At 53.8% G+C, this 26,848-nt stretch carries 23 protein-coding genes, 2 tRNA genes and 1 pseudogene; 13 read left to right on the top strand and 13 right to left on the bottom strand.

All coding sequences use genetic code 11. From position 1 onward, the window contains the following. The first annotated feature begins 5 nt into the window (after window positions 1-5). The 4 genes from ilvB to asnB all read left to right on the top strand — a co-directional run bounded on the left by ilvB (window position 6) and on the right by asnB (window position 5,254). Window positions 6-1,736 (top strand): biosynthetic-type acetolactate synthase large subunit, encoded by a 1,731-nt coding sequence (gene ilvB, locus B3C38_RS00480; protein ID WP_286724122.1) that lies wholly within the window; start codon window positions 6-8, stop codon window positions 1,734-1,736. Between the two features lie 12 nt (window positions 1,737-1,748). After that, complete coding sequence (gene ilvN, locus B3C38_RS00475; protein WP_018696337.1) at window positions 1,749-2,282, top strand: acetolactate synthase small subunit; 534 nt, start codon at window positions 1,749-1,751, stop codon at window positions 2,280-2,282. A gap of 20 nt (window positions 2,283-2,302) precedes the next feature. Continuing rightward, entirely contained in the window at window positions 2,303-3,349 is a 1,047-nt protein-coding gene (gene ilvC / locus B3C38_RS00470; RefSeq protein WP_256166371.1) for a ketol-acid reductoisomerase, read from the top strand. Window positions 3,350-3,559: 210 nt separating this feature from the next. Beyond that, a complete protein-coding gene (gene asnB, locus B3C38_RS00465; RefSeq protein ID WP_286724116.1) occupies window positions 3,560-5,254 on the top strand; it encodes an asparagine synthase B in 1,695 nt (564 codons plus the stop codon). Window positions 5,255-5,593: 339 nt separating this feature from the next. Here the strand turns inward: asnB and B3C38_RS00460 are convergent. After that, a pseudogene (locus B3C38_RS00460) lies at window positions 5,594-6,154 on the bottom strand (flavin reductase family protein); the annotation flags it as partial. A gap of 8 nt (window positions 6,155-6,162) precedes the next feature. Then, entirely contained in the window at window positions 6,163-6,978 is an 816-nt protein-coding gene (locus B3C38_RS00455; protein ID WP_286724115.1) for an alpha/beta hydrolase, read from the bottom strand. A 52-nt stretch (window positions 6,979-7,030) separates the two neighbouring features. Between B3C38_RS00455 and B3C38_RS00450 the strand changes: the two genes are divergently transcribed. After that, complete coding sequence (locus B3C38_RS00450; RefSeq protein ID WP_055204810.1) at window positions 7,031-7,933, top strand: tyrosine-type recombinase/integrase; 903 nt, start codon at window positions 7,031-7,033, stop codon at window positions 7,931-7,933. 24 nt (window positions 7,934-7,957) lie between these two features. Further along, window positions 7,958-8,254 (top strand): ribosome hibernation-promoting factor, HPF/YfiA family, encoded by a 297-nt coding sequence (gene hpf / locus B3C38_RS00445; protein ID WP_018696343.1) that lies wholly within the window; start codon window positions 7,958-7,960, stop codon window positions 8,252-8,254. Between the two features lie 302 nt (window positions 8,255-8,556). Here hpf and B3C38_RS00440 read toward each other — a convergent pair. Beyond that, window positions 8,557-8,628, bottom strand: a tRNA-Glu gene (locus tag B3C38_RS00440). A gap of 141 nt (window positions 8,629-8,769) precedes the next feature. On the opposite strand from B3C38_RS00440, the gene B3C38_RS00435 reads away from it, so the two are divergent. Both B3C38_RS00435 and B3C38_RS00430 read left to right on the top strand, forming a co-directional pair. After that, on the top strand, window positions 8,770-9,504 hold the full coding sequence (locus B3C38_RS00435; protein WP_022333605.1) for an RsiV family protein: 735 nt from the start codon (window positions 8,770-8,772) through the stop codon (window positions 9,502-9,504). Between the two features lie 993 nt (window positions 9,505-10,497). Further along, window positions 10,498-11,349, top strand: coding sequence for a glycosyltransferase family 2 protein (locus B3C38_RS00430; RefSeq protein ID WP_055212582.1), 852 nt, complete (start codon window positions 10,498-10,500; stop codon window positions 11,347-11,349). Window positions 11,350-11,430: 81 nt separating this feature from the next. Here B3C38_RS00430 and B3C38_RS00425 read toward each other — a convergent pair whose 3' ends face one another. The 4 genes from B3C38_RS00425 to B3C38_RS00410 all read right to left on the bottom strand — a co-directional run bounded on the left by B3C38_RS00425 (window position 11,431) and on the right by B3C38_RS00410 (window position 16,191). After that, complete coding sequence (locus B3C38_RS00425; protein WP_286724049.1) at window positions 11,431-12,495, bottom strand: CDP-glycerol glycerophosphotransferase family protein; 1,065 nt, start codon at window positions 12,493-12,495, stop codon at window positions 11,431-11,433. Window positions 12,496-12,525: 30 nt separating this feature from the next. Continuing rightward, complete coding sequence (locus tag B3C38_RS00420) at window positions 12,526-13,539, bottom strand: glycosyltransferase family 2 protein (RefSeq protein ID WP_082430902.1); 1,014 nt, start codon at window positions 13,537-13,539, stop codon at window positions 12,526-12,528. 78 nt (window positions 13,540-13,617) lie between these two features. Next, complete coding sequence (locus B3C38_RS00415) at window positions 13,618-14,637, bottom strand: glycosyltransferase family 2 protein (RefSeq protein ID WP_286724040.1); 1,020 nt, start codon at window positions 14,635-14,637, stop codon at window positions 13,618-13,620. Continuing rightward, entirely contained in the window at window positions 14,638-16,191 is a 1,554-nt protein-coding gene (locus B3C38_RS00410) for an NAD(P)/FAD-dependent oxidoreductase (RefSeq protein ID WP_022331985.1), read from the bottom strand. Between the two features lie 98 nt (window positions 16,192-16,289). On the opposite strand from B3C38_RS00410, the gene B3C38_RS00405 reads away from it, so the two are divergent. From B3C38_RS00405 to istB, 4 genes are all read left to right on the top strand, one after another. Next, window positions 16,290-16,372 (top strand) — tRNA-Leu (locus tag B3C38_RS00405). A 533-nt stretch (window positions 16,373-16,905) separates the two neighbouring features. Further along, window positions 16,906-17,730, top strand: coding sequence for an IS21 family transposase (gene istA, locus B3C38_RS00400; RefSeq protein WP_286724035.1), 825 nt, complete (start codon window positions 16,906-16,908; stop codon window positions 17,728-17,730). 80 nt (window positions 17,731-17,810) lie between these two features. Beyond that, on the top strand, window positions 17,811-18,413 hold the full coding sequence (locus B3C38_RS00395) for a Mu transposase domain-containing protein (protein ID WP_022331983.1): 603 nt from the start codon (window positions 17,811-17,813) through the stop codon (window positions 18,411-18,413). A 21-nt stretch (window positions 18,414-18,434) separates the two neighbouring features. Further along, complete coding sequence (gene istB, locus B3C38_RS00390) at window positions 18,435-19,157, top strand: IS21-like element helper ATPase IstB (protein WP_022331982.1); 723 nt, start codon at window positions 18,435-18,437, stop codon at window positions 19,155-19,157. Between the two features lie 531 nt (window positions 19,158-19,688). Here the strand turns inward: istB and B3C38_RS00385 are convergent. From B3C38_RS00385 to B3C38_RS00375, 3 genes are all read right to left on the bottom strand, one after another. Beyond that, on the bottom strand, window positions 19,689-19,979 hold the full coding sequence (locus B3C38_RS00385) for a helix-turn-helix domain-containing protein (protein WP_286724030.1): 291 nt from the start codon (window positions 19,977-19,979) through the stop codon (window positions 19,689-19,691). Between the two features lie 125 nt (window positions 19,980-20,104). Next, window positions 20,105-20,317 carry a tyrosine-type recombinase/integrase gene (locus tag B3C38_RS00380; protein ID WP_286724173.1) on the bottom strand — a complete coding sequence of 71 codons (213 nt, stop codon included), beginning with the start codon at window positions 20,315-20,317 and terminating at the stop codon, window positions 20,105-20,107. A 57-nt stretch (window positions 20,318-20,374) separates the two neighbouring features. Then, window positions 20,375-20,782, bottom strand: coding sequence for a hypothetical protein (locus B3C38_RS00375; protein ID WP_286724027.1), 408 nt, complete (start codon window positions 20,780-20,782; stop codon window positions 20,375-20,377). A gap of 117 nt (window positions 20,783-20,899) precedes the next feature. On the opposite strand from B3C38_RS00375, the gene B3C38_RS00370 reads away from it, so the two are divergent. Beyond that, the gene (locus B3C38_RS00370) at window positions 20,900-21,190 is read left to right on the top strand and encodes a hypothetical protein (protein ID WP_286724025.1); all 291 of its coding nucleotides are present in this window, start codon (window positions 20,900-20,902) and stop codon (window positions 21,188-21,190) included. A gap of 59 nt (window positions 21,191-21,249) precedes the next feature. Here the strand turns inward: B3C38_RS00370 and B3C38_RS00365 are convergent, their stop codons facing one another. The 3 genes from B3C38_RS00365 to B3C38_RS00355 form a co-directional block, all read right to left on the bottom strand. Next, the gene (locus B3C38_RS00365) at window positions 21,250-21,594 is read right to left on the bottom strand and encodes a hypothetical protein (protein WP_286724023.1); all 345 of its coding nucleotides are present in this window, start codon (window positions 21,592-21,594) and stop codon (window positions 21,250-21,252) included. Window positions 21,595-22,257: 663 nt separating this feature from the next. Next, the gene (locus B3C38_RS00360) at window positions 22,258-24,969 is read right to left on the bottom strand and encodes a DEAD/DEAH box helicase family protein (protein ID WP_286724022.1); all 2,712 of its coding nucleotides are present in this window, start codon (window positions 24,967-24,969) and stop codon (window positions 22,258-22,260) included. A gap of 21 nt (window positions 24,970-24,990) precedes the next feature. Continuing rightward, complete coding sequence (locus B3C38_RS00355) at window positions 24,991-26,778, bottom strand: site-specific DNA-methyltransferase (RefSeq protein WP_286724021.1); 1,788 nt, start codon at window positions 26,776-26,778, stop codon at window positions 24,991-24,993. Between the last annotated feature and the right edge of the window lie 70 nt (window positions 26,779-26,848).

The following is a 26,848-nucleotide window of genomic DNA, read 5'->3' as shown; positions in this document are numbered from 1 at the left end:
ACACCATGAATACGAACACGACAACCAGAACCGAAGGACAACAGCCCGGCCCTTGTATCACAGGGTCGCAGGCCCTGCTCGAATCGTTCCTGCGCGAGGGTGTGAACACGCTTTTCGGGTATCCCGGAGGAGCCATCATCCCCGTTTACGATGCGCTTTTCGACTACCGCGACCGGCTGCGCCACATCCTTGTCCGCCATGAACAGGGCGCCGTACATGCCGCGCAGGGCTACGCCCGCGTCAGCGGCCGCGTAGGGGTTTGCCTGGTCACCTCGGGCCCGGGGGCGACGAACACCGTGACCGGACTGGCCGACGCGCTGATGGACTCCACGCCGCTGGTACTGGTGACCGGACAGGTGGGTTCGTCGTTGCTGGGCACCGACGCCTTCCAGGAAACCAACTTCGTGGGCATCACGCAGGCCGTAACCAAATGGAACTGCCAGGTCAAGCGTACCGAAGACATTCCCGGGGCGATTGCCAAGGCGTTCTATATCGCCCGTTCGGGGCGTCCGGGCCCCGTGGTGGTGGACATCACCAAGGACGCCCAGTGCGGGACGGCCCCGTTCCGCTACGAGAGGCTGACGTCCATCCGCAGCTACGTCCCCGCACCCGCGCCCGCCGAGGAGTGCATCGCCGAGGCGGTACGGCTGATCGACGCCGCACAACGGCCGCTGCTGATGGCGGGACAGGGCGTGATGCTCGGAAACGCCGAAGAAGAATTGCAGGCCTTCCTCGCAAAGAGCGGCATACCGGTCGCCTCGACCCTGCTGGGGCTGTCGGCCGTGCCGACCTCCTCGCCGCAGTATGTCGGCATGCTGGGCATGCACGGCAACTACGGCCCCAACATCCGCAACCAGGAGTGCGACCTGCTCATCGCCGTGGGGATGCGTTTCGACGACCGCGTGACGGGCAACCCCAAATGTTTCGGGGCGAATGCCAAGGTAATCCACCTGGAGATCGACCCCGCCGAGATCGACAAGATCGTACACGCCGACGTGGCCGTCATCGGCGACGTGAAACAGACGCTCCCGCTGCTCACCCAAAGGATCCGCCCCGCCGCGCACAAGGCCTGGATCGAAGGGTTCCGCGCCTGCGACAAAGTCGAATACGAGGCGGTCGTCCGCAAGGCGATCCGCCCGGAAGGCGGCCGCATCCGCATGGGCGAGGTCGTCGACACCGTAGCGCATGCCTACGACAACGACGCGGTGCTGGTGACCGACGTCGGGCAGCAGCAGATGTTCGCGGCGCGCTATTTCGGGTTCCGCCGCAGCCGCAGCCTGGTAACTTCGGGCGGTCTGGGCACGATGGGCTTCGGGCTTCCGGCCGCCATCGGCGCCAAACTGGGCGCCCCCGACCGCGAGGTATGCCTCTTCGCGGGCGACGGCGGGCTGCAGATGACCATCCAGGAGCTGGGGACGATCTTCCAGTCGCAGGTCGCCGTAAAGATCGTATTGCTCAACAACTCCTATCTGGGCATGGTACGGCAGTGGCAGGAACTCTTCTACGACCGCCGCTACTCGTTCACCGAACTGGCGAACCCCGACTTCGGGCTGATCGCCCGCGGCAACGGCATCGCCTACCGCTGCGTGGAGCGGCGCGAGGAGCTGGCCGGGGCGGTGGCCGGGATGAAAGCCTGCAAAGGCGCCTACCTGTTGGAGGTGCGCGTCGAAAGCGAAGAAAACGTATTCCCGATGGTGCCGGCCGGCGCCCCCGTGTCGGCGATCCGGCTCGAATAAACCGAACGAGGTATGGAACAAGAGTATATCATCACCGTATTTTCGGAGAACAAGGTCGGGCTGCTGAGCCAGATCACGACGGTCTTCACGTGCCGCAACGTCAACATCGAAAGCCTGACGACTTCCGAGTCGGCGCTCGCGGGCATCCATAAATTCACGATCGTCGTCCGCACCGGCCCCGACCGGGTCGAGAAGCTCGCGCGGCAGGTCGAGAAGAAGATCGACGTGCTCAAGGTCTTCGTCTACACCTCGGACGAAGTCGTGCAGCAGGAGATCGCCCTTTATAAAGTCACGCGCAGCCGCAACGTCGAGAAACTCGTACGCGAGCACAATGTCCGCATTCTGGAGATCGACGACGACTACATCGTCGTCGAGAAAACCGGCCATAAGGCCGAGACGCAGGCGTTGTTTCGCCTGCTGCAACCCTTCGGCGTGCAGCAGTTCGTGCGCAGCGGCACGGTGGCCATCATCAAATCGCGGCGCGAGCTGCTCAACGAATACCTCGAAGAACTCGAGAGGAACAGACAAAGAACGGATTCATTTTAACTTTTAAAACTCATACAACTATGGCACAGATCAATTTCGGCGGAGTAGAAGAGAAGGTCGTTACCCGCGAAGAGTTTCCCCTGGAAAAAGCACGCAAAGTCCTCAGGGACGAAACCATCGCCGTAATCGGCTACGGCGTACAGGGGCCGGGGCAGTCGCTCAACCTCAAGGACAACGGATTCAACGTCATCGTCGGACAGCGCGAAGGCTCGAAAAGCTGGGACAAGGCCGTCGCCGACGGCTGGGTACCGGGCGAGACGCTCTTCGGGATCGAAGAGGCCGCCCGGCGCGCAACGATCATCCAGTACCTGCTCTCCGACGCCGGGCAGATCGCCGTATGGCCGACGATCGAGAAACACCTCGCGCCGGGCAAGGCGCTCTACTTCTCGCACGGCTTCGGCATCACCTACAAGGAGCGCACGGGCATCGTGCCGCCGGCCGACGTAGACGTGATCCTGGTCGCCCCGAAAGGCTCGGGGACTTCGCTGCGCCGCATGTTCCTCGAGGGCCGCGGCCTGAATTCGAGCTACGCCGTATTCCAGGACGCCACGGGGCGCGCATTCGAACGCGTGGTGGCGCTGGGCATCGGCGTAGGTTCGGGCTACCTGTTCGAAACCGACTTCAAGCGGGAGGTTTACTCCGACCTGACGGGCGAGCGCGGCACGCTGATGGGTGCCATCCAGGGTATTTTCGCGGCCCAGTACGACACGCTGCGCGCCCACGGGCACACCCCTTCGGAGGCTTTCAACGAAACGGTCGAGGAGCTGACCCAGTCGCTCATGCCGTTGGTGGCCGAGAACGGCATGGACTGGATGTACGCCAACTGCTCGACCACGGCACAACGCGGTGCGTTGGACTGGTGGAAACGCTTCCGCGATGCCACCAAACCCGTCTTCGAAGAGCTTTACGGCGAAGTGGCCGCCGGCAACGAGGCGCAGCGCTCGATCGACCTGAACAGCAAACCTGACTACCGCGAGAAACTCAACGAGGAGCTGCGCGAGATGCGTGAAAGCGAGATGTGGCAGACAGGCGCCGTGGTGCGCAAGCTCCGCCCGGAGAACAACTGATCCCCCGGAAGGCCTTGCAATTTTTCAGATTGTTTCGCGCTCCGGCGGGTCGTGTCCGCCGCCTCCGGCACCGCTTGTAAATCCGGCCTTCCCCGAGCCCCCGCCCCGGCGGGGACTTGAGAGGCGGCGACGCGGCGGGATTCCCGCAGCGGGACACAGGCGGCCGGCAATTAACAGTTTTGTAACGTAATATACAACAACAATCAATCTATGTGTGGTTTCGTAGGACTATTTGACATCCGCCGGAAATCGGATGCGCTGCGTGGGCAGGTACTGAAAATGTCGAAGCAGATACGGCACCGGGGCCCCGACTGGTCGGGTGTCTACTGCGGCGAGCGGGCGATCCTTTCGCACGAGCGGCTTTCGATCGTCGACCCCCAGTCGGGCGGTCAACCCCTGTTCAGCTGCGACGGGAAACAGGTGCTGGCCGTGAACGGCGAGATATACAACCATCAGGAGATCCGCGCCGAGCTGGCCGGCGAATACGATTTTCGGACAGGCTCGGACTGCGAGGTGATCCTGCCGCTCTACCGCAAGCTGGGCGTCGGGCTGCTGGAAAAAATCAGCGGCATCTTCGCCTTCGCGCTGTACGACATCGAAAAGGACGAATACCTGATCGCCCGCGACCCGGTCGGCGTCATCCCGCTCTACATCGGCTGGGACAGCGACGAGCAATTCTACGTCGCATCGGAACAGAAAGCCCTCGAAGGGATATGCAGCACCATCCGGCCGTTCCTGCCCGGGCACTACTGGTCGAGCCGCGAGGGGAAAATGGTGCGCTGGTACAAGCGCGACTGGTTCGAGTACGACGCCGTGAAGGACAACGGCGCCGACATACAGGCGCTGCGCGAGGCGCTGGAATCGGCCGTCAAGCGGCAGCTCATGTCGGACGTACCCTACGGCGTACTGCTGTCGGGCGGCCTCGACTCGTCGATCATCTCGGCCGTCGCCAAGAAATACGCCGACCGGCGCGTCGAATCGAACGACCGCGACCGGGCCTGGTGGCCGCAGCTCCACTCGTTCGCCATCGGGCTGAAAGGGGCGCCCGACCTGGCGGCGGCACGCAAGGTCGCCGACCATATCGGCACCGTACACCACGAAATCAACTACACCGTACAGGAGGGGCTGGATGCCGTGCGCGACGTGATCTATTATATCGAGACCTACGACGTGACGACCGTACGCGCCTCGACGCCGATGTACCTGCTGGCGCGCGTCATCAAGTCGATGGGCATCAAGATGGTGCTCTCGGGCGAGGGTGCCGACGAGGTTTTCGGCGGCTACCTCTATTTCCACAAGGCGCCCGACGCCCGTGCCTTCCACGAGGAAACCGTGCGCAAGATCAGTAAGCTGCACCTCTACGACTGCCTGCGCGCCAACAAGTCGCTCTCGGCATGGGGTGTCGAGGGGCGCGTGCCGTTCCTCGACAAGGAGTTCCTCGACGTAGCGATGCGCATCAACCCGGCGGCGAAAATGGCCAAGGACGGGCATATCGAAAAATGGATCCTGCGCAAGGCGTTCGAGGACATGCTCCCCTCCGAGATCGTATGGCGTCAGAAAGAACAGTTCTCCGACGGCGTAGGCTACAACTGGATCGACACGCTCAAGCAGCTGACCGCAGAGGCGGTCTCCGACCGCGAGATGGAACACGCTGCGGAGCGTTTCCCGATCAACCCGCCCCGCAACAAGGAGGAGTACTATTACCGTACGATCTTCGAGGAACACTTCCCGTCGCATACGGCAGCGCAGTGCGTACCGTCGGTACCGTCGGTAGCGTGCAGCACCGCCGAAGCGCTGGCCTGGGACAAGGCGTTCCGCGACATGAACGAACCGTCGGGGCGCGCCGTGCTGGGCATACACAACACCGACCTGACACACGACACCCACCGACCCGAAACCGACTGAACCCGGTAAGGCCCCTGCTTCGGCAGGGGCCTTCCTTTATCGGATCGGAATTCATAAACGGCATCGCCCCGGCCACAGACACCTGTGACCGGAGCGATTTCTTGTGCCCTGAGTGGCCGGACAGCCCCGCGCCCGGCATCAGCGCCGCGGCTTCTTCGCGTCGGGTTTGCGGCGGGAACGGCGGGCGGCAGGTGCTACGGGTTTTCGCGCAGGGACACGTTTTGCGGCGGGCTTCCCGTCCCCGGGGTCTGCCCCGGGTGCTTCGGAAACTTCCGCAGCCGGGATATTCCCTGCGGCAGGTGCAGGGACTGCGGGGGCAGCGCCCGCCGTCCGGCGCGGCTTCCTGCGCACCGACCAGCCGAAGTGGCCGATGGCCTCGCCCAGGGCGAAATATTCGCCGTGGGAGTAAACGATCGGGCAGGCGCGTTCGAGGCAGAAACGCCCCGTAGCAGGGTCGATATAGGCGGCATCGACCTGCACGGCGACCACCTCGGCCAGAAACATATCGTGCGAACCGAGGGGCATCACCTGCCGCACGCGGCACTCGATGCTTACAGGCGCCTCTTCGACGATCGGCGCCGCGACCTGCAAGGCCTTCCCAGGCGTGAGCCCCATTTCGCGGAATTTGTCGTAGTCGCGCCCCGACCGCACCCCGCACCAGTCGGCGGCGCGGGCCAGGTCGCGAGTCGTGAGGTTGATGACGAACTCCCTCGTGCGGCGGATTATTTCGTAGGAATGGCGTTCGGGGCGTACCGAAATGTAGCACATCGGCGGGTTGGTGCATACCGTGCCCGTCCACGCCACGGTCAGCAGGTTATACTCTTCGGGCGTCGCACCGCAGCTCACCAGCACAGCCGGCAGCGGATAGATCAGCGTCCCGGGTTTCCAGCTCTCCTTCATCGGCGGCGTCAGTTAGCCTTCGCAAAGAAATTGCGGAAGAATACGATCTGAAAGTCGATGGCATTGCCCCAATAGGCACCGGTATGCCCGCCGGGGCGGACATAGAAATCGTGCATGATGCCCCGGCGCAGCAACTCGTCGTGGAAATCGTTGTTTACCTCGAAGAAGAAATCGTCGTAGCCGCAGTCGAAGACGATCGCCAGGTCGCCATTCCCGAGCTGCGGGACGAGGTTGATGGGCGTAGCCTCTTCCCAGGCTTCGGGATGCTCCGTGATCTCGCCCAGCAACTGCGGGATCTCCCAGTTCTGCGGGAAAGGACGTATGTCGAGCCCGCCGCTCGTGCTGCCTGCGGCACCGAACAGCCCCTTGTGCTTTATGGCGAGCGACATGGCCCCGAAACCGCCCATGCTCAGGCCCGTGATCGCGCGTCCCGAGCGGTCGCGGGCTACGGGATAACGCGCTTCGACGGCGGGCAGCAACTCGCGTGTCATGAAGGTTTCGTAGAGGCTCTTCTCGCGCACCTTGCTGTCGAGGTACCAACTGTTCCCCACGCCGGGACAGATGAAGGCGATCCTCTCTCGGTCGGCGATTGCGGGCAGCGAAGGCTTGATCTTCAGCCATGCCGTCTCATCGCCCGAGTAGCCGTGCAGCAGGTAGACCACCGGGCAGGGCTCAGCGGCGGATACGCCCTCGGGCACGATCGCCACGACGGGTATGTCACGATCCATCGAGGGACTGTGCACGGCAAGCGTGTCAACCGTAGCCGCAGAAACGACCCGCACCGCCAGCAACAGCAAAAAAGTAAAAATAAAAATCCGTTTCATGGTATATGGGTTTAGTGAAGGCAAAAATACGAAAAAAACGTATCTTTGTCATATGCTAACGGAATTCATCCGATACCTCAGCGCCGAACGGCGTTACTCCCCGCTCACCGTCCGCAATTACAAACACGACGTCGGGCAGTTCCTGGCATGGCTGGATTTCGACGAGGCGCGCTCCGACCCGCGCAGCATCACCGCAGACCAGGTGCGCGAATGGATCATCCACCGCACGGAGGAAGGCAAGATCGGCGCGGCGTCGATGAACCGCGAAATCGCCTCGATCCGCACCCTCTTCCGGTGGCTGCTCCGCACGGGGGCCATCGAAAAAGACATCTGCCGGACGATCCCCTCGCTCAAGACCTCGCGCCGCCTGCCGGCTTTCATCCCCGAGAGCCGCATGACGGACATCGTCAGCAAATGCGAAGAGGCGGACGGGGATTTCGAAACGGCACGCAATTCGCTCGTCATCCTGATGTTCTACGCCTGCGGCCTGCGCCTTGCCGAGCTGGTCGGCATCGACCGCGACGACTTCTCGGCCGACTACGCCTCGCTGCGGGTACGGGGCAAGGGAGACAAGCAGCGGATGGTACCGATCCTCGAATTCGTACGCGAAAAGATTTTAAGTTACCTCGACCTAATTGCGAGGCAAAATATTTGCAATTCTGCGGAAAAAGCACTATTTTTAACACACAAAGGAAAGCGCATATCGCGGAGCGTCGTTTACCGCATGGTACGGGCGGAACTGACCCGGGCAGGCGTACAGGGCAAGAAAAGCCCCCATGTGCTCCGCCATACGTTTGCGACGCACCTGCTGAACGGCGGAGCCGATATGCGCGAGATCCAGGAGCTTCTGGGACACGCTTCGTTACAGGCCACGCAGGTCTATACGCACAACAGCATCGCCAGGCTCCGGGAGATATACGCAAAGGCCCATCCCCGGGAAAAGGGAGGGAAGTGATTAACTTTTATAAACTGTAAGGCTATGAACGTACAGATTCAATCCGTGAAATTCGACGCCGACAAACGGCTGGTCGAATTCGTCGAGAACAAGATGGACAAACTCGACCGCTTCGCAGAGCGTTCGACGGGTGCCGAGGTCATTCTCAGACTCGATAAAGACTTTGAAAAGGGAAACAAGATAGCAACGGTCACACTCCACATGCCGGGCGAAGACCTGGTGGCATGCCACCAGTCCAGATCGTTCGAGGAATCGGTGGACGAGGCGATCGACGCCATCAAGCGCCAGCTGGACAAATTCAAAGGCAAACTGGAAAAGTAACCCACCAACCAACCGATAACCTAAAACGAAGCCGCAGCCGCCCCTCATGAGGCGGCTGCGGTAATTTTCCACCCGGCGGTTTGTGGCGGGCGCACTCCGGCTGACGGGTTCCTGCTGACGATTCCCGCCCGGCAACATCCTGCCGGCAATTTCCGCCCCGGCTCCTTACCCATCGCTCGGCGGGCGGTTCTGCAACGCAATTCCGTTTCGCTCCTACCCACCCCCAAAGACTGCAGACGGACGGCACCGGCAGCTGGAAACGGAAAACGACCGCACCTGCGTGCGGCCGTTCGGAAGCCTTGTAGTGGATAGGGGATTCGAACCCCTATGTCGTGCGTGAGAGGCACGTATCCTAACCCTTAGATGAATCCACCGTATCGGTTTTGTGGTGCAAAGATAACGCCTTCTTTCAAAACTGCAAAATTTTCCTGCAAATTCTATGATTTTTTTTGGCCCGTTTCGCATATACCTGTATTTTCGTTATCTTTACGATAAATACAAAGTACGCTTTGCCTATGAAATACATTAAAACCGCCATACTGATCGCAGGCATGGCCGCAGCGACCGCAGCCTGTACGCGGAAACCCGTCGTTCCCGAATTCAGCATGCTCTCGATCGACACCCTCATCGGCACTCCGGCCAACGGATGCAAGATCGAATTCCGTTTCGCCACGATCGCCAACGCAGCGAAATCCCCGGCCCTGCGCTCCATCGAAGCGGCCAATGCCGAGTATTTCTTCGAACTGGAAGATTTCGGCGGCACGGCGCGCCAGGCGGTCGACTCCGCCATCCGCCAGATCGCCGCGGAGATGCTCCCGGACAGCGTCGAACAGACGATGGGAACCTACGAGATCTCGGCCGAAGCCGAAGTTACGGTCACGGACTCGCTCGTCACCTATATTATCAGCCGGTGGAGTTTCACGGGAGGGGCGCACGGCATGTACGGCATGGAATGTCATACCTATTCGCTGGCCGGAGGAGACGAACTATCCTCGGCAGACCTGTTTTCCGAACAGCAGCTGCACGGCATGGAAACCCTGCTGCGCAAGAAACTGTACGAACAATACGGAGCCGACAGCGACGAAGAGCTGGCCGCTCAGGGATTCTTCCCGGAATACATCTCCCTTACGGAGAATTTCCAGGTTACGCCCGAAGGGATCACGTTCTATTACAACCCTTATGATCTCGGATGCTATGCACTGGGGGCCGTCGAAGTGACGATGACCCGCGAAGAGCTGGAGAATCTGTAACATTGCCCGAAAAGAGACGGCCGCAGGGCCGTAAAAAGAAAAAAGGCCGGAGTCTCACGACTCAGACCTTTTTCTTTTGTCGGGGAACCACCCCCTTCAAAAATGAGGTACAATCGGAGGTATTCGACTTTCGGACGAGCACCGCCCTTCGAGTCTTAGTAACGGATTGCCGCTACAACCTGCCGATTTCCTCAACCAACCTAAAACTACTAACCTAAATGAACCTTAAAACTTCACTGCAAAGATACGTGTCATTTTTGAATTATGCAAATATTTTACGAATATATTAAATATATTTAACAATTTCGTAACATTAGGCCGTCAAAAAGGCTTCAAGATGCCTTTGAAGAACATTCGGGCTAAATGTCAAAAGAGACAGCATATCTTCGGAGACTAAAAAAACAGGGGATAAAAAGCATATTCAGGCAGAAAAATACGCCGGGCACACATGACAAAATTCTAAAGTCCGTACCAACCATCCGTGACAAAAATTCCGGAAAGGCACAAAAAAAGGAAACCCGGTATTCCGATGGAATACCACAGTTTCCTCACCAACCTAAAACTACTAACCTAAATGAACCTTAAAACTTTGCTGCAAAGATAAGGTGAAAAAACATGCCGCGCAAGTTTTTATTAAAAAAATTTTCGAATTTTTTGATATTTTTTAATAAATCACATGTATTCAGTCATCTAATAACATGTAAACATGCAAGATAGCCGGGTACCGCCTATCCCGGGTGATCGAAAATATTTTTTCATATTCTGCGCAGTATTCCCCTCCGGCGCACATTTATATAAAACGGAACACGATAAAAATGGAGTGCACATACCCTGAGCGGGGATAAATCACTACCTTTGTACGATGGACAAGAAGCTACGCGTTACCCTGAACGTGAGAATACAGCATCCCGGCAGCGGGATGCCGCGGCAGGAATTTTGCGGCCGGTTGCGTACGGCCGCAGCGACAACGACGTCTAAAACCCTAATTTACCAATGACGGTATCACTGATCATCTCCACCTACAACTGGCCGCGGGCCCTCTACCTGTGCCTGGACAGCGTAATGCAACAAACGGCCATGCCCACGGAAATCCTGATCGCCGACGACGGCTCGGGTATCAGCACCCGCGATGTCGTCCGCCATTTCGAGGCGGTGTCGCCCGTCCCCATCCGGCACATCTGGCACGAGGACAAGGGGTTCCGCCTTGCCATGATCCGCAACAAAGCCATCGCGGCGAGCCGTTGCGAATACATCATACAGATCGACGGCGACCTGATCCTCCAACGTAACTTCATCCAGGATCACATGATCTTCGCACAACGGGGCTGCTACGTCACCGGGTCGCGCGGCATCATCACCGAAATGCTCACCCGCAAGGTACTCAGCGGGGAGATCACCTCGCTCACACCACTGATGCGGGGCGTGCGCAACAGCAACAACGCCATCCGCATCCCGCTCATGGCATTCCTCTACCGGACGCTGGGTCCCACCCGCTTCGTCAAAGGCTGCAACATGGCCTTCTGGCGCAACGACCTGATCCGCGTCAACGGTTACGACGAATCGTTCTGCGGCTGGGGCCGCGAAGATTCCGAACTGGCGATCCGCCTCGACAACAGCGGCGTGCGCCAGCGGTGCATGAAGTTCCGCGGCGTGGTCTTCCACCTCCACCACGGCAAATGCGAGCGCAACAGCCTTTCGGCCAACGAGGAACGTTACCAGCAAACCATCCGAGAACACCGCACCCGCTGCGAAATCGGGCTTACTCGCCACTTGGGAGAAACGGATCAGACCCGCACCCCCAAACCCGAGGTGAAAAACCCCGTTCCCGCCAGCGCAGGCCATTGAGCCCCGGCCGGAAACATCCGGCCCAGGAAACGGCATCCATAAACGTGAGTGCCGCCCCGACCGGGGCGGCACTCACGTTTTCTATCGGCGGCGGAATTTTTCCAGCAGAGGATAATAATGCAACTGCCGGCGCAGTTTCCATTTGCGCACCAGGTTCAGGGGCTTGCGTTTCAGCCCCGCATGCCCCTGCACGATATAATCGTCCACGGCATCGAGCACCCGCGCCGAACAGCGGCAGTCGCGGTGCGGTTCATGGTGCATGGTGTAGCTGCGGATCTCCTCCATTAACCCCTCAGGCCGCGCCAGCGCACGCTCGATGGCCGGGCCGACGGCCTCCGGCGTATCGACGTCGATCAGATGGGGCCCCGGATGCGAATTGCGGAACGTCACGACCGGTTTGTCGAGGAACATGAATTCGAGGATGATCGACGAGCTGTCGCACAACATCACGTCGGCCTGCTGCAGAAGCGGCATCTTGTCGGAACCCTCATAGAATATGACGTTCTCGTTCTCCTCCGCAATACGTTTATAGCCGGCTATGATCCCGGGGTCAGTCAGCTTGGGATGGAACGTGATGACCCAGTCCCACGGATGGGTTTTGGCCAGACGGTCGATCTCCGCCATCAGATGGGGCGCCGAACAGACATTGCGCGTGAAGGTCGGGGGGTAGAGAACCACCGGATGGTCATTCTGCGGTTTACGCTGCACTTCGGGCGAGAAATAGGTGTCGGCTTTGGGCCAGCCGGTCTCGTAGACCCGGAAGAAGCCGTATTTCTTTTCCAGTTCCTTGAAATAAGGCGTACTGCTCGGCCCCTGCGTACAATAAATGTCGAACCATCCGCGCACCGTGAAGTGGTCGTCGACGGCCTCGATCCGCTTTTGGATCGCATAGCCGTGGAAAAGCGCCACCTTCACGCCCGGGATAAAATCGGGGATGTAGTTGCCCGGTGCAAAAACCGCGACCGGGTTATAAGCGACCGCCTCCCGGATTGTCCCCAACCGCACCTCGCCCTCTTCGAGCACGACGGGACACCCCTCTTCGACAAACCAGGCCGCCTCGCCTCCGCGGCGGCGGATTTCATGTTCCAAAGGCCTCAGGATTGAATAGGCATAAGGCAAAGTAACGTACAACAGGTATCTTTTCATCGTTCCAGGTTTAGGTTACAACACTCAGATTCAGCGTGTCAGCCGCCGCTTCAGGCTCTTGCCCCAGCGCATCAGGGTCGAGACGGCGAGCACCCCGGGGCGCATCCACCGCCGCCTGTCCATCCGCAGCAGCAACCAGTCGCAACGGCTGAAAAACCCTTCCAGCTCGGCGCGGTAGCGTTCCGCCTCCGCATTGATCCCGCGGGCAAACTCCGTGTCGCCGGCCCACGGGTTATGGCTTTTGCGCAGGTAAACCAGGTACCAGCGCATTTTATTGAGCAGCAGGTAGAACTCCAGCCGGTCGCCAACAACATCCCTGTGCCTCACCAGCTCGGCATGCACCGCCTCGCTGAATTTAACGCAGTAGCCGATATCGAGCGGCGAACGGTTGGCCGACCCGCCGCGCTGCACATATCCGTAACCCACATAATCGACGAACCGGACACGCGGCTGCTGACAGCCGATCTGGATGTTGAGCAGGCTGTCTTCCCCCAGCCGCAGCGGATAATGACGCAGTTCCTTTTCGAACAACGCCCGGCGATAGAGCCGTCCCCACACGGTCACGGAAATAGCGTGGTAGAGCGATGCAACAAGGAAATCCAGCCCCTGCATGTCCGACGTGCGCATTTCGCGCTTGGGCGCTTCGTAGGTCTTGCAAATACGTTTGTAATCGCAGCATACGATATCGTACCCGCCGTTTTCCCCGATGGCCGCCACCAGTTTCTCCAGCATGCGGGAATCCCAGACGTCGTCGCCGTCGAGAAAACAGATGTAGTCGCCCTGCGCATGCCTGATACCCGTCTCACGGGCCCTGGCAGCCCCCTGGTTTACAGTACTTATGACGACGATGCGCGCATCGCGCTCCGCGTGGCTGAGCGCCACGGCCTGCGAACCATCCGTCGAACCGTCATCGACGACAATAGCCTCGAAATCCCCGTACGTTTGCCGTCCGACCGAATCGAGGCAGGTATCGAGATAGTTTTCCAGATTGTAAACCGGAATAATGACCGATACCACGGGCTTTGATTTTTCCCTTTCCTCCATCTATGCAATCCAATTTACCGCTTTCACGATCCGGCTGCCGGCCCGTCGTAAAAATCCATGTTTCAGTATAATTTTCCTTTATCGTGCCAGACGCCGCCGCAAACTGGTACGCCAGCGCAATCCTGTCGTCAGCATGACGACGACCGGGCGCATGGCCCGGTAACGGTCGAGCTCCAGCAACAGCATCCGCGCCCGCGAATAGTACGCCCTCAGCTCGTCCCGGTACCGGCCGGCCGATTCGCGCAGGTCGCAGACAAACGCCTGGTTCCCGACCCACGGACTGCGGCTTTTGCAGACATAGACCGAATACCAGCGTACCTTATTCAGCAATGCATAGAATTCGGCATGTCCCCGAAGCGATTCGCCGTGCCGTTGTAACTCCCGTTCCACAATACTACAAAATAAGCAGCAGTATTCAAAATCGAAGTTTCGGTGATTGGACGACGACGGCCGCTGCACGTAATCATATCCCACGTAGTCGATGAAATGGACGCGGGGAAGGCGGCAGGCGATCTGGATGTTGATCATCGTATCCTGACCCAGTCGTAACGGATAGTGGTTGAGCCCGTTATCGAAAAGTTCCCGCCGATAGAGTTTGCCCCAGAGTGTCACCCAGATCGAATGGCGAAGCGTCGCCTCGAGGAACTCGAGCCCTTCCATATCCTCCGTCCGGGATTCACGGTAGATCGCCTGATAGGTCTTGCAGACCCGTTTGAAATTACAGCATACGATATCGTACCCGCCATTCTGCCCGATCGAGGCGGTCATCTCCTCCAACATGCGCGGTTCCCAGAAATCGTCGCCGTCGAGGAAAGCGATGTATTTTCCCCGGGCCCGGGCAATACCCGTTTCGCGTGCCCGCGCAACGCCCCGGTTCGGGGTGCTCACCACGATGATCCGCGGATCGCGCTCCGCATAGCGACGCAGAAGCCCGGGCGTACCATCCGTGGAACCGTCGTCCACGACGATGGCCTCGAAATTCCCGAGCGTCTGCGTCAAAACCGATTGCAGGCACGTATCGAGATACCCTTCCAGATTGTAAGCGGGGATGATTACAGAAACCTCGGGAGAGGGTAACTTGCTTTGAGATTCGTTCATTTATTTTATGTAGTTTGTTACTGCTTCTGCGATACGTTCGCCGTCCAGGGCGGCAGAGATGATGCCCCCGGCATAACCGGCGCCTTCACCCGCGGGGAAGAGCCCCGCGGTTTGGGGATGCATGAGCGTCACGGGGTCGCGCGGAACCCGGACGGGCGACGAGGTGCGCGACTCGACGCCCACCACGACGGCTTCGTTCGTCACGAACCCCCGCATCCGCCGTCCGAAGGTGGCGATCCCCCGGCGCAGCCCCTCGCCGATAAACGGGGGCATCCACTCATCGAGCCGCGAAGGAATAATACCGGGGATATAGGAGGTTTTCGGCAAGGCCGCACTGGGGCGCCCCGCCACGAAATCGGCGACGCGCTGCGCCGGGGCGACCTGATGCTCGCCGCCGTGCTGCCGGGCCAGCTCTTCGAACTGCTGCTGGAACTTCAACCCGGCCAGCTCGCCCCATTCCGCACGCAGGTGCTCGAAATCTGCGGGCCGCACTTCGGTCACCATGCCCGAATTGGCATAGGGTGACGTGCGGCCGCTGGGCGACATGCCGTTGACCACCGACTGAGCGGCATCGGTCATGGCCGGAACGATGAACCCGCCGGGGCACATGCAAAACGAGTAGACCCCGCGGCCGGCCTCCTGGCTCACCAGCGAATAAGCCGCCGCCGGAAGGTATTCGCCCCGCGTCGGGCAGTGGTACTGGATCGAGTCGATCAACGCCTGCGGATGCTCGATACGCACGCCCATGGCAAAGGCCTTCGCCTCGACGCGCACGCCCCTGCGGTAAAGCAGCTCGTAAATATCGCGTGCCGAATGTCCCGTGGCCAAAACCACGGCCGCCCCTTCGACAAACGTGTCGCCGCACCGCACGCCCCGGATACGGCCGTTGCGGATTTCAAGATCCGTAACGCGGCTACCGAACACGAACTGGCCGCCCGAGCCAAGGATCGTCTGCCGGATATTCTGCATGATGCGCGGCAACTTGTCGGTTCCGATATGCGGATGGGCTTCATAGAGGATTTCGGGCGTGGCGCCATGGAACACCAGCGTCTGCAACGCCTTGTTATAATCACCGCGCTTCTTGCTGCGCGTGAAGAGTTTGCCGTCCGAGAAAGTCCCCGCACCGCCCTCGCCGAAAGCGTAGTTCGAATCGGGATCGACCGCCCCGTTGCGGTTGATCCGCGCAATGTCGACCTTGCGCGCTGAAACGTCGCGCCCCCGCTCCAGGATAACGGGCTTCAATCCCAGCTCGATCAGCCGCAGCGCCGCGAAAAGCCCTGCCGGGCCCGACCCCACGACTACGACCTCGGTATGTCCCGACACGTCGGGATAATCGAAATGCACGGGTGCGGGCTGCGGCTCCCGGTCGACATAGACCTCCAGCGTCAGGTTGACCTTCGGTTGCCGCTGCCGGGCGTCGATCGAGCGTTTGACGACCCTCACCAAGGCAATATCGTGCTCCGGCACACCCAGACGCTGCGCGGCAAGCGAAGTGTAATACTTCGCGTCGGCAGCCTGGCGGGGCGTTAAAACGAGTGCGACATTCTGCGGCATAAGCGGATAAATTGCCTACAAAAGTAAATAAAAAAGGCTTATAATCACCCGCTCCGGATTGTGAATTGTGAATTTTTATATACCTTTGCACATAGCGAGCGGATATGGTGTAATTGGTAGCCACGTCAGACTTAGGATCTGATGCCTTACCGGCGTGGGGGTTCGAGTCCCTTTATCCGCACAAAGGAGCCTTTTTCCGAGGCTCCTTTTTCGTTGCCCGTCCGGCGCAAAAAGAGGAAAACAGACTGTATATCATCATTTTGCAAAGGCTTCGGCCGATTCCCCGAACCGGAAGCGGAAAGCAGTTCGCGGCGAACTCGCGGGAGCACGAAAGGGAACGGCCCCGAAAAACGGGCCGTTCGGCGAAGTTTGCTCCCGAATACAGATGCACCGCGTTGTTTTTCTGCGTTTTACACCGTAATAATTCTCTCTTGCAGGCGTTTTGTTAACCCCAAAATTTCAACGTCATGAGACAAGATGGAAAACACGGTAAAATAGCCCCAGTAGCGACGGTTTAAAATGACCCGTTGAAAACGGATGAAATTGACCACTATAAAACGGTCGAAATTGACCCACCTAAAACGGAGCAAACAGACCCCTTCGGGGATTTGAGTAAAAAGTAGTTGTTCAAAGGCTTAAAAGGAGTCGGATTTTGTTAGCTTGAAGCAAAAGCAAACCAAAATCTGAGAGATCATGCCTAACATACCTTTGAAAATGAACAAATTACGAACGATTATTCGACTGTACACCGAACGCGTGGGCTTACGGGCTATCGCCGAGATGGCCCGTACTTCGCGTAACACGGTAAAAAAGTATGTCAACAAGTGGAACACTCAGAGCCTTACCTACGAGGAGTTCCTTGCCAAGAGCGATGCTGAGCTTTACGCCCTGTTCTGCATTGAAGAGGTTCCTGAGGAACCTAATCCCCGCACAGATGCCCTTGAGGCTTTCATGCCATCAGCGAGCAAAGAGATGTCCCGTAAGGGTATGACCAGCCATAAGCAATGGGAGCGTTACCGCGTGGCCCATCCTGACGGCTACAGTCTGACGCAGTTCCGGGTAGCCTTGCGGCGCTACGAACGCATCAGTAACCCGTCGATGCGTATGAAACATAAGGCTGGAGATAAGTTGTTCGTGGACTATACGGGCAGTAAACTGTGGATCTATCCGCCGGGCGGACAACCCCGGGAGGTGGAAGTGTTCGTGGCTATCCTCGGGTGCAGCCTGCTGACTTATGTGGAGGCAGTGGAGAGTCAACGCAAGGAAGATTTTATTACAGCCTGCGAGAACGCATTCTATTACTATGGCGGCGTTCCCCGTGCTATCGTTCCGGACAACCTTAAGAGTGCCGTTACCAAAGCAAGCCGTTATGAAGCTATCCTTAACACGGAGTTCGAACGGTTCGGAGAGCATTATGGGGTAACAGCTTATCCCACCCGGGCACGCAGTCCCAAGGATAAGGCCCATGTGGAGAATGCGGTTAAGTTGACGTATAAGGACATCTTTACGGTCATCGAGCCTCTCGGTCGCTTAACGTAGCTATCCGCGGAACTCTTGAAAAGCACAACAACAAGAACCTGGATCGCCGCAACTACTCGCGCCGCAGTTACTTCGAGGACGTGGAACAGGAAGCCCTCGGCCCTCTGAACCCGATCCGTTACCAGATGAAGAAGCATATCGTCACTACGGTCGACAAATATGGCTATGCACGCCTACACGAAGACATCCACTACTACAGCGTCCCGCACATCTACATAGGCAAGAAAGTGCAGTTGTCTTATACCGCTACCGACGTGGAGATCCGCTACAACTACGATATTATAGCCCATCATACCCGCGACCGACACAACTACCGCTATACCACCGTCACCGAACATCTTTGTCCCAAACACCGTGCAGTTATGGAGTGGTCTCCCGAGCGGTTCGTCGAGCAAGCCGCTGCCATACACGAGGATGTAGAGCATTATATCCGCAGGGTACTTGAAAAGACCCGTTATCAGGATCAGGCCAACAAGATGTGTTCAGGCATCCTGAACTTCGCGCGTAAAGCCGGGCCGGAACGTCTTGCGGCAGCCTGCCGTCTGGCCGACAGCTATGGTAAGTACAGTTTCAGGGAGATACAGGATATACTCCAGAACAAATCGGAAGCGATAGACCTTCCCGAAGAGCCAGCCGATATGCCCGAGCACGAGAACATCAGAGGTAAAGAGTATTACAAATAATCCACTAAAACCAATAAGTCAATGAACAATCAGACCTTAGAGAAACTGCGCCAGATGCGCCTGTTCGGTATGCACGACGCTTTTAAAACCTCGCTGGAGAACACCATTAAAGAGAAAATGACACAGAACCAGTTCGTCTCGCATCTGGGCCACAGCGAGTTCGACAACCGTAAGAACCGCGCCGTAGAGCGAGCCGTCAGGGCTGCCCAGTTCCGCTACAACGCTACGCTGGACGATGTCGACTACACCTTCGAACGGGGATTGGATCGTAATCAGGTCGAACGCCTTGCCGCCATGGAGTTCGTGCGCGACCACAAAGACCTAATCATTACCGGTCCAACCGGGACAGGTAAGAGTTATCTAGCCACCTCGCTCGGTTATAAGGCCTGCCAGGACGGCTTCCGGGTAATGTACGCAAGTACGGCAAAACTGATGAGCCAGCTCAAAATATCCAAGGCCAAAGGCACGATACTGGCCGACCTGAAACGTATCGAGCGAGTCGATATGCTGATCCTCGACGACTTCTGTATGCAGCCGCTCGACGCCCGGTCACGCGGCATACTGATGGACATTATCGAAGACCGCCATCAGCGGCGCTCGACAATGATCACATCGCAGATCCCCGTCAAGGACTGGTACGACGTGATCGGCGAGAAGACCATCGCCGATGCCGTGCTCGACCGAATCGTACACCATTCGCTGCGTGTCGAGTTGTTCGGAGAGTCGATAAGAAAAAAAATCTAAATCTGAAAATGCCTATGGATAGATGCCTGCGGTTGCAAAAACTACTCTCTTGTTCTTTTAAAGCGAATAGTTATCTTTGCAGTGTCGGTCGACACAATCCCGACCGTTTTATGGGCGAGAACTAAGTAGGGTTCTCGCAATAAACCGGGATAAAAGACCTACAGAAAAATGTTGTTTAACCCGGGCAAAATCACATCCTTTTAGACCCCAATCCGGACAACAACTTTTTACTCTTTTTGCTTCGCAACTTTAGGGGGGCATCTTCCTCCGTTTTTTAGGGGACAATTTTACCGTGTTTCCCAATAATGCGCTTACGTCGGTATTGCTCCAGTTTATTGCGGTCGAGCCCCAAAGCCTCACAAACTTTATCCGATGAGAGGAACATCGGACGGTCGCTTTGGCGGCACAGATGCTCGAAGAGCAAGGTAGATTGGAGCAGTACGAAATGTGTGCGGAGTAGGCTTTTAAAAGTGTCGGTCTCCACCAGATAGTAAGTTCTTTCAGAGGATTGAGAGGACATGATATTGGATATTAGATGTTACGGATAGCCTTTTTAAGCTGTTTGCGGCGCTGGTAATCCAACTCCGTACGCTCGATAAACTGCATGATCTCGGAGGAGGAGAACAGAAGGCGCCGCCCAAAGCGGAAGCCCGTAAGTTGTCCGCTCGTCCGATAGCGGCGCAGTTGGCGGTCGCTCATCTTCAGCAGGTCGCAGACTTCTGCGACTTCCAGAATCGGCATCCCGCAAAGCATGTTACGATGCCGTTTCATATAGGAAATATCCTCACGGATATCCTTGAGCATTTCGAACATTTCTTCCATACTTGTCATAAGCGGTTTGTTCTAAGTGTTGCTGCTGCAAAAATGGCACGAAGGTATGAGGTATTTATATCAGTAACCGCTTACTGATATGAGATTTATCGTAGTATGCTTAAGATCAGCAGGAGTCAGACGTCCGAAAATTTGCCCACCAGCTTTTCTTTGAGCATATCGACTTCCCGAGCGATCATCGGATGAGTGATTTTCGCATAGATTTGGGTCGTTGTGATATGCTTATGCCCCAACATCTTGGAAAGGGTCTCCATAAAAACTCCGTTTTGAAGGCAGATCGTGGTAGCATTGGTATGCCTCCTTGTGTGAAAGGAGAGCTGTTTGTCTATGCTGCATTCACGGGCAATATTTTTAAGACTGTCGTCGATGGAATCGAGGGACGGAATTTAAAAAAGAGAGCGATTGCCTGCCAGACCTCGATACTTATCCAGAATGAACAAAGGATAGGGCAACAGCGTGACGACATATTTCGTCTCGGTTTTCTGGCAGTTACCGCTGATCCACCAATCGCCGTTTGTATCCTGCTCCAGCTGATCATAGGTCAGCGCCGACATGTCAGCATAACAGATACCCGTAAAGCACGAGAAGAGGAACATGTCCCGATTAAAATCCTGGCTTTTGTAACGCAGGCGGGTTGTCATCATGCGATGCAGTTCTTCTTCGGTCAGGAAACTCCGGTCTGGATTCAGAACCGTATAGCTATATAATGCAAATGGATTACGTGGCATCCAGCCGTTGTTAAAGGCAATCTTGACGACATATTTCAGGCATTTTAGATACCCGCAAACCGTCATCAGTTTAAGGCCCCGATCGGATTTCAGATAGACGTGGAACTATTCGATAAAAGATTGTTCCAACTCGGACAAAGGCATATCGCTTACATGATACTCCTTTTGCATTAAAACACGCAAATGGTCGATAGTATTGCAGTATCGCTTCCAAACTCCATCACAACAGTCTATACCGATGCGCTTTTGATAATCGCTGGTAAATTTTTCAAACGCGTCCAACAGCATACGGTATTTATTTCCGAAGCCCAGATATGCATTCTTGACCTTCTCAGCCGAGACGAACGAATCCCGATCACTGATGGACTGATAATGCTGGTTGATCTGGGCACGGATTATTATCCAGATGGCGGTCAATGCGGTCGGCCTCAACGCTCTTGCCTTTACTCCTTTTTAGATAGAATAGAACTTTAAATTTGGTAAATTTCCAAATAACTTCAAAAAATATACTCAACACGGTTTCACTGTCACCTCTATTTCAAGTCTTTTTTATATTTCCAACCATATCCATATGCACTCTTCTGACGTCCAGCGAGAGCATTTTTCACATTATCGGCCCGTGTAACATTGAAATAGGAGATTATTTCATCGAATGAATGAAATTCTTTCGCAACATTACCATTATCATCTATTGCAACAATAATATTTACTTCCGCCGCATATTCATGAAGTACCTGTTCTGCAATATCGGAACCATTTTCATCTAAGAATGCCTGAAATTCCGTCTGAGTTTCTTCTTCTATATCAAATTTAACCAAATTAAGAGTTTCCTCTATTACAAAACCATCTCGCTCGTCATCAAGATCATTCCCGTCCAATTTCTTCTATATTAAATGTGTTTGGAAAGCAAAATAAATCTCGATTAAAACATCTTTTCTTAACGAAGTCTTTTTCTTCCTCACTTAGAGGCAATTTGGTTTCCCATATTTTATCACATACGGAGTTATAAATAACCATTCTTTCATTTATAAATGCTTCGTAAAGTTCGCCTATTTTGGCTTTTATAATCTTTACTTCTTTTGTAAGGTAATGTGTATGTGAATGTCCCCAAGTCTGCTTATTATAGCCATACTGAGGATCATAAGCTTTGTAGGTATACTATAAGTTGTGTTTCGGCGTAATTCAACATATCGACAAGTCTCTCAATATCATTACTCTCATATTGTTGAACTATCTCAAATTTACATTTTTTAAAAGTCGAATACGCTCTCCAGAATCCGCCATTTGTCGGATCAGTCACGGGACTGATATGTTCCCTATGCCTTATTTGAGGATCTCGTCTAGTCTGTCCAATATATACCTTCCCATCCGGAAAAGTGTACTTATGAAATGTATCCTTTCATTATTGTAGCACAGTTCGGATAATATTTAATTAATAAATTAAAAATATATCAGCATTATAAAGCCGAATTCAATAACTCGCTCGTCAGAATAGGCCACATCATTTTGAGCAATTCACATCGAACAGGCGAGAAATACACCTAACTCAATGCCATCAAATATTCAAAGCTACTTGAGCGTTCCACAACATCATGCCTTAGCAAATGATACCGCCAAGGTTTACCCCCATTTTTCAAGGTATATTCCGTTGCATTCTTGCAATATTCCTCGGCAGCTTTCTTTTTTGCCTGCACATCTTCATCGGAAATATCTTTAAGGGCTTTTGTTTCTATCATGTAAATACATTCCGATGTTTCGACTATGAAATCCGGTTCATAGCGTTTGGCTCCATTTGCCCAATATATGTTAAATTGGTTAGGTGCAGGTCGCAACCACCTCAATACATCATTATCCGACTCCAGCACATTCGCAAAATCGAGCTCGGTTTTGCTGTCGAACTTACACTCCGTATAATATGATTTCAAGAAACCGGTAAATATGAATTTACGCACAAAGCTTGGTTTTACAGAATCTCTGAAATCAATTCGTCCAAATCCGTCTAATTCTGTCAAATGCTGATCGACTATTCCAGAAAAAGGCAATACATTCGGTTTCAGGTATCCCAACGGCGTTATCACAAAATGCCTCTGCATCTGGTCAAAAATAGAGTTGGCGATTGCAACTTTAAATTGATTTACAACTTTTGCTAAATCAGTCTCGTTATCAACATTCTTCTCTATGGCTTCGACAGCCTGTCCGGCCAAATGATAGAGGAGTTCTGAGTTTTCGTCATAGTCGATTTCTTCGTGATCGATCAACGCATTCACAATCTGATTAACAGGAGTATCAAATTTCCTTCCTGTTATCACTTGCAACACTTCCATCGATTTCTCTCCAGCACCTACACTTATTCGAATAATCTCATCTTTCAGTGCAGGCAGATCAAATCCCATTCGCGTATCAAGATCAAACCACTTGAATTCAGCTTTATATGCCTCCTTTTGAATGGTCATACGTGGAATTTCTATAATATTGTCTATAAATTTCTTTACAACAACCTCCACAACTGAATCCACTTCTGCAAGCAACGGTTTTGCCTCTTCATCAGCAAAAAGCGGATTAGTCTCCTTCGCCTTTTTAATTATCTCATTCCGCGTAAGGATCTTAATCGCATCTATTACCTTCGGGTTGGACAACTCCTTAGCCGAGCGCACCGAACTGTTCATCTTGGGAATCACCGTCCAAACAGCTCGTTGAGCATCCATTACAGCCTTTGCATTCTTTTTCTCGACCTCCGTCTTTGCCTCTTCGATGGTTTTCTTCTCCTGGAAATCAATTATGGTAGCAGCGGTAACCACTTTACCGGGCTCGGGAGTTAAATCCTCATCATCAAGTTCAACGTAAGAGACCTTACTCAATACCGAGTTCGGATCATTAGCTTTGGCGATAACGGCTTCAAAATTTTCATGCGCAATCACCGTCAATTTATCAATATCGGCATATCCCGTACGTTTCCCACCATATGGCAAGCGTAGACCTCGACCTATCTGCTGTTCAACCAATATAGGCGCATCGGCCGCTCGTAAAGGCACAATGGTATACAGGTTGGTTACATCCCAACCCTCTTTAAGCATATTTACATGAATAACGATCTCTATCTTATTGTCCGGCTTCTCCAGCGAAACAAATAGCTTATCTATCTCCTCATCTTTCTTGGTCGAGCTGTCTATTTGAAGCACTTTACCAGCATACCTCCCGTCAAACATTTCGTTCTGTATTCTATTGAATGTTTCGGTGGCATGTTGAATACTTTTGCAAACGATCAAAATAAAGGGTTTTACCAGAGGCTGATTATTATTTTTGGCATACATCTCCAAATGCAGTTTCGTATGTTCATGGACACTCACTGCATCTTCGATTTTAAGTATATCCAACTCCTCATCGGTCATATTGCCCCGGCTGAAATTCCTTCGCTTGGCGATGGTCGGGATCTTCACATATTTCCCATCGGCCAACGCTTGAGCCAGATTATATTCATAGACAATATTCTTAAACGATTTTCCTTTTTCATCGGTAGGCGTAGCCGTCATTTCGAGACCCAATATAGGACGCAATTCATTGATGGCTTTCTTCGAAGCATCGGCATGATACCGGTGCGCTTCATCCATAAGGATAACCAAGTCATCCAACGAAGAGAGGTAATCGAAATATGACTGCCCCAAATATTCCGATAGGCGGCGCATCTTGGGAGCTCCCTTTTTCCCACCTTCTTTACTCTCGGTATTAAACTTCGATATATTGAAGATGCTTATTTGTATCTGATTATCTGAAAACAGGTTACGGGCCTTGTTGTAATTATCTCCGGTTATAATTAAAGGCTCGTTATGCACAAACTCCGATATCCCCTTAAATACATATTTTTCATATGAAGGGTCGCCAAAATCGCGCATCAACTTCTCGTAAAGCGTGAGATTTGGTGCCAAAATGAAGAAATGCCTGATGCCTTTTGCCAGATAGAGATAGGCAATACAAGCCCCCATCAACCGGGTCTTTCCGATACCGGTTGCTATCGAGAATGCAAACGATGGAAAATCGCGTTCAAAATCCTTGCAGTATGGGCAGACTTCCTTTACACGTTGTAATTGCTCTTTTAGATAAACCTCATAAGCTACCGCTTCGGCCTCCTTATCCGATTGTCGTTCGGGTTTCGACAAAGAAAGTTTGTCTACAAGGCGAGTTAGCACATCGAGTGCTTCGGCCAGCGGTTCCCGAAGCGACAGGCGTTGTTTTATCGTGTTTGCAATAGTATTCATACCGATAGATTAAAATAGTTCCTATTGTCCCTCAATCGTTTCTTTGGCCACCTCGCTATCTGTAGCGTATTCGAACTCGTCCTCCATCGGCCCCTCTTCCTCGTCGTCGATGTGGGGCAGGTCGATGATGTTGAGCGAATAGTCGTCGTGGGCAAATTCGCAGCGCCCCAGCAGCATCTGCGGAATCTTCTTTATAGAAATGTTAGAAAATGCCTGCTTGCACTCCTTTTGGAACGACGTACAACATATCAATAAGCTCTCGCCTTCGGTCATTGTCTCACGTATGGCAGCAAGTCCCTCCACCGTCATGAACTGCGTCGTAGTGTAGATGAAGTCGCTCTCCGACGAATAGCCCTGCTTCCAATAGACATCGGTCGAGGGAGCATAGGTAAATCCCTCCTGCTTGGCCATTGCCGCCGCCAGCATGTCGGCATTGTACTCCTTGTTGATGACGAGGTTTCCGAACTTGTCCTCTTTGAGCAGGCTCGGTGCCAGTTCATAGAATTTGAAGCCGTTTCCGCCCTTCCAGTTCTGCGCTTTGGAGATTCCGCCCTGATCGGTACCGTCAGTCACCATCTTCAGACGGGGAACGCAGTGCGTATAGGCGTGCTGCCCCAACTCGACCCCGATATAGCGACGACCCATCTTCTGTGCCACGGCGGCCGTGGTTCCCGACCCGAGGAAACTGTCCAGCACCAGGTCGCCTTCTTCAGTTACTAAACTAATACATCTTTGAATAAGTTTCTCTGGCTTTTTCCCTTTTTTAAAAGTTACGTTTCCTTCTTTTGCAATACCTTCCCACGCAATATCTGTCCATATATCTGTTAATGGCATAGATGCGCAAATTTCTCCATTTATCTTACATATATTTTTATTGTAAAAAGCTAATTGCTGTCCATTTATTATATACACATCATCCTTATCTTCTCGTTTAAGTTTGAAGATTTTATCTCTATGGATTAGCGATTCAGCTTTTATATCTAATATTTTCTGACCTGCTCCAGAATCACTGATAGCTGTATATCTACAAATTCTATGAGCATTTCTTATGATAAATTCATTATATTTTTTTATTAGACTTTCTGGATTTAGGCTTCTTGTTTTTTGTGTTTCGCTGAATACCTGAGCAACAGGTTTAAATATCCAGTCTTCATAAGATGCATCTATATTGGTAATATATTTATTATATGCATAATCAGGATTTCGTTTAGCTCTCAATTGATTTTCTCGAAGCCTTTTTCTATCCTTTACATAATATAAAATATATTCGGAGGCCACAAACATCCCAGGATTGACTGTACTAAACGCAGAAGGGGAACGAGCATCAATGGTTATTCTGTTCATGAAGTTTTCCCGATGAAAAATTTCATCAAGAATTACTTTACAATAGTCAGCCTCATTATCATCAAGATGTACAAAGATCGCCCCGTCATCTCTCAATAGATTGTAAAGAATAGCAAATCTTTCATACATCATATTTAGCCAAATCGAGTGTTCAATTCCGTCATCGTATCCTATTTCCTGCCCATCTGCATTAATTCTTGCTCCGGTATTAAAGGGCGGATCGATATAGATACATTTGACGGCACCCGTATAGTTCTGTTCAAGGGCTTTGAGGGCAAGCAGATTGTCGCCATGGATGAGCATATTGCCGTTCCACGATTTGCCATTGGGCAGGGTGCCCGTCTCGACCGTACCATACGAATAGTCGGGATTCTCAATGAGAATTCGCGGTTCAATCGGCTCGCGCGAATCATCCTTTCCAATCCACGTCAGTTCCAGTTTCTGCAATTTCTTATCTTGTGCCATTGTTATCGGTTAATATTTTGTTAATTCTTTTTTTCTCTTGTTCAATATATTGTAATGATGAGTCTCTCAT

Source organism: Alistipes sp. UBA1686 (genome assembly GCF_002320215.1).
Classification (GTDB): Bacteria; Bacteroidota; Bacteroidia; order Bacteroidales; family Rikenellaceae; genus Alistipes; species Alistipes onderdonkii.
Note: the sequence above shows the minus strand (reverse complement) of the source record. Positions and strands in the feature narration are given on the sequence as shown.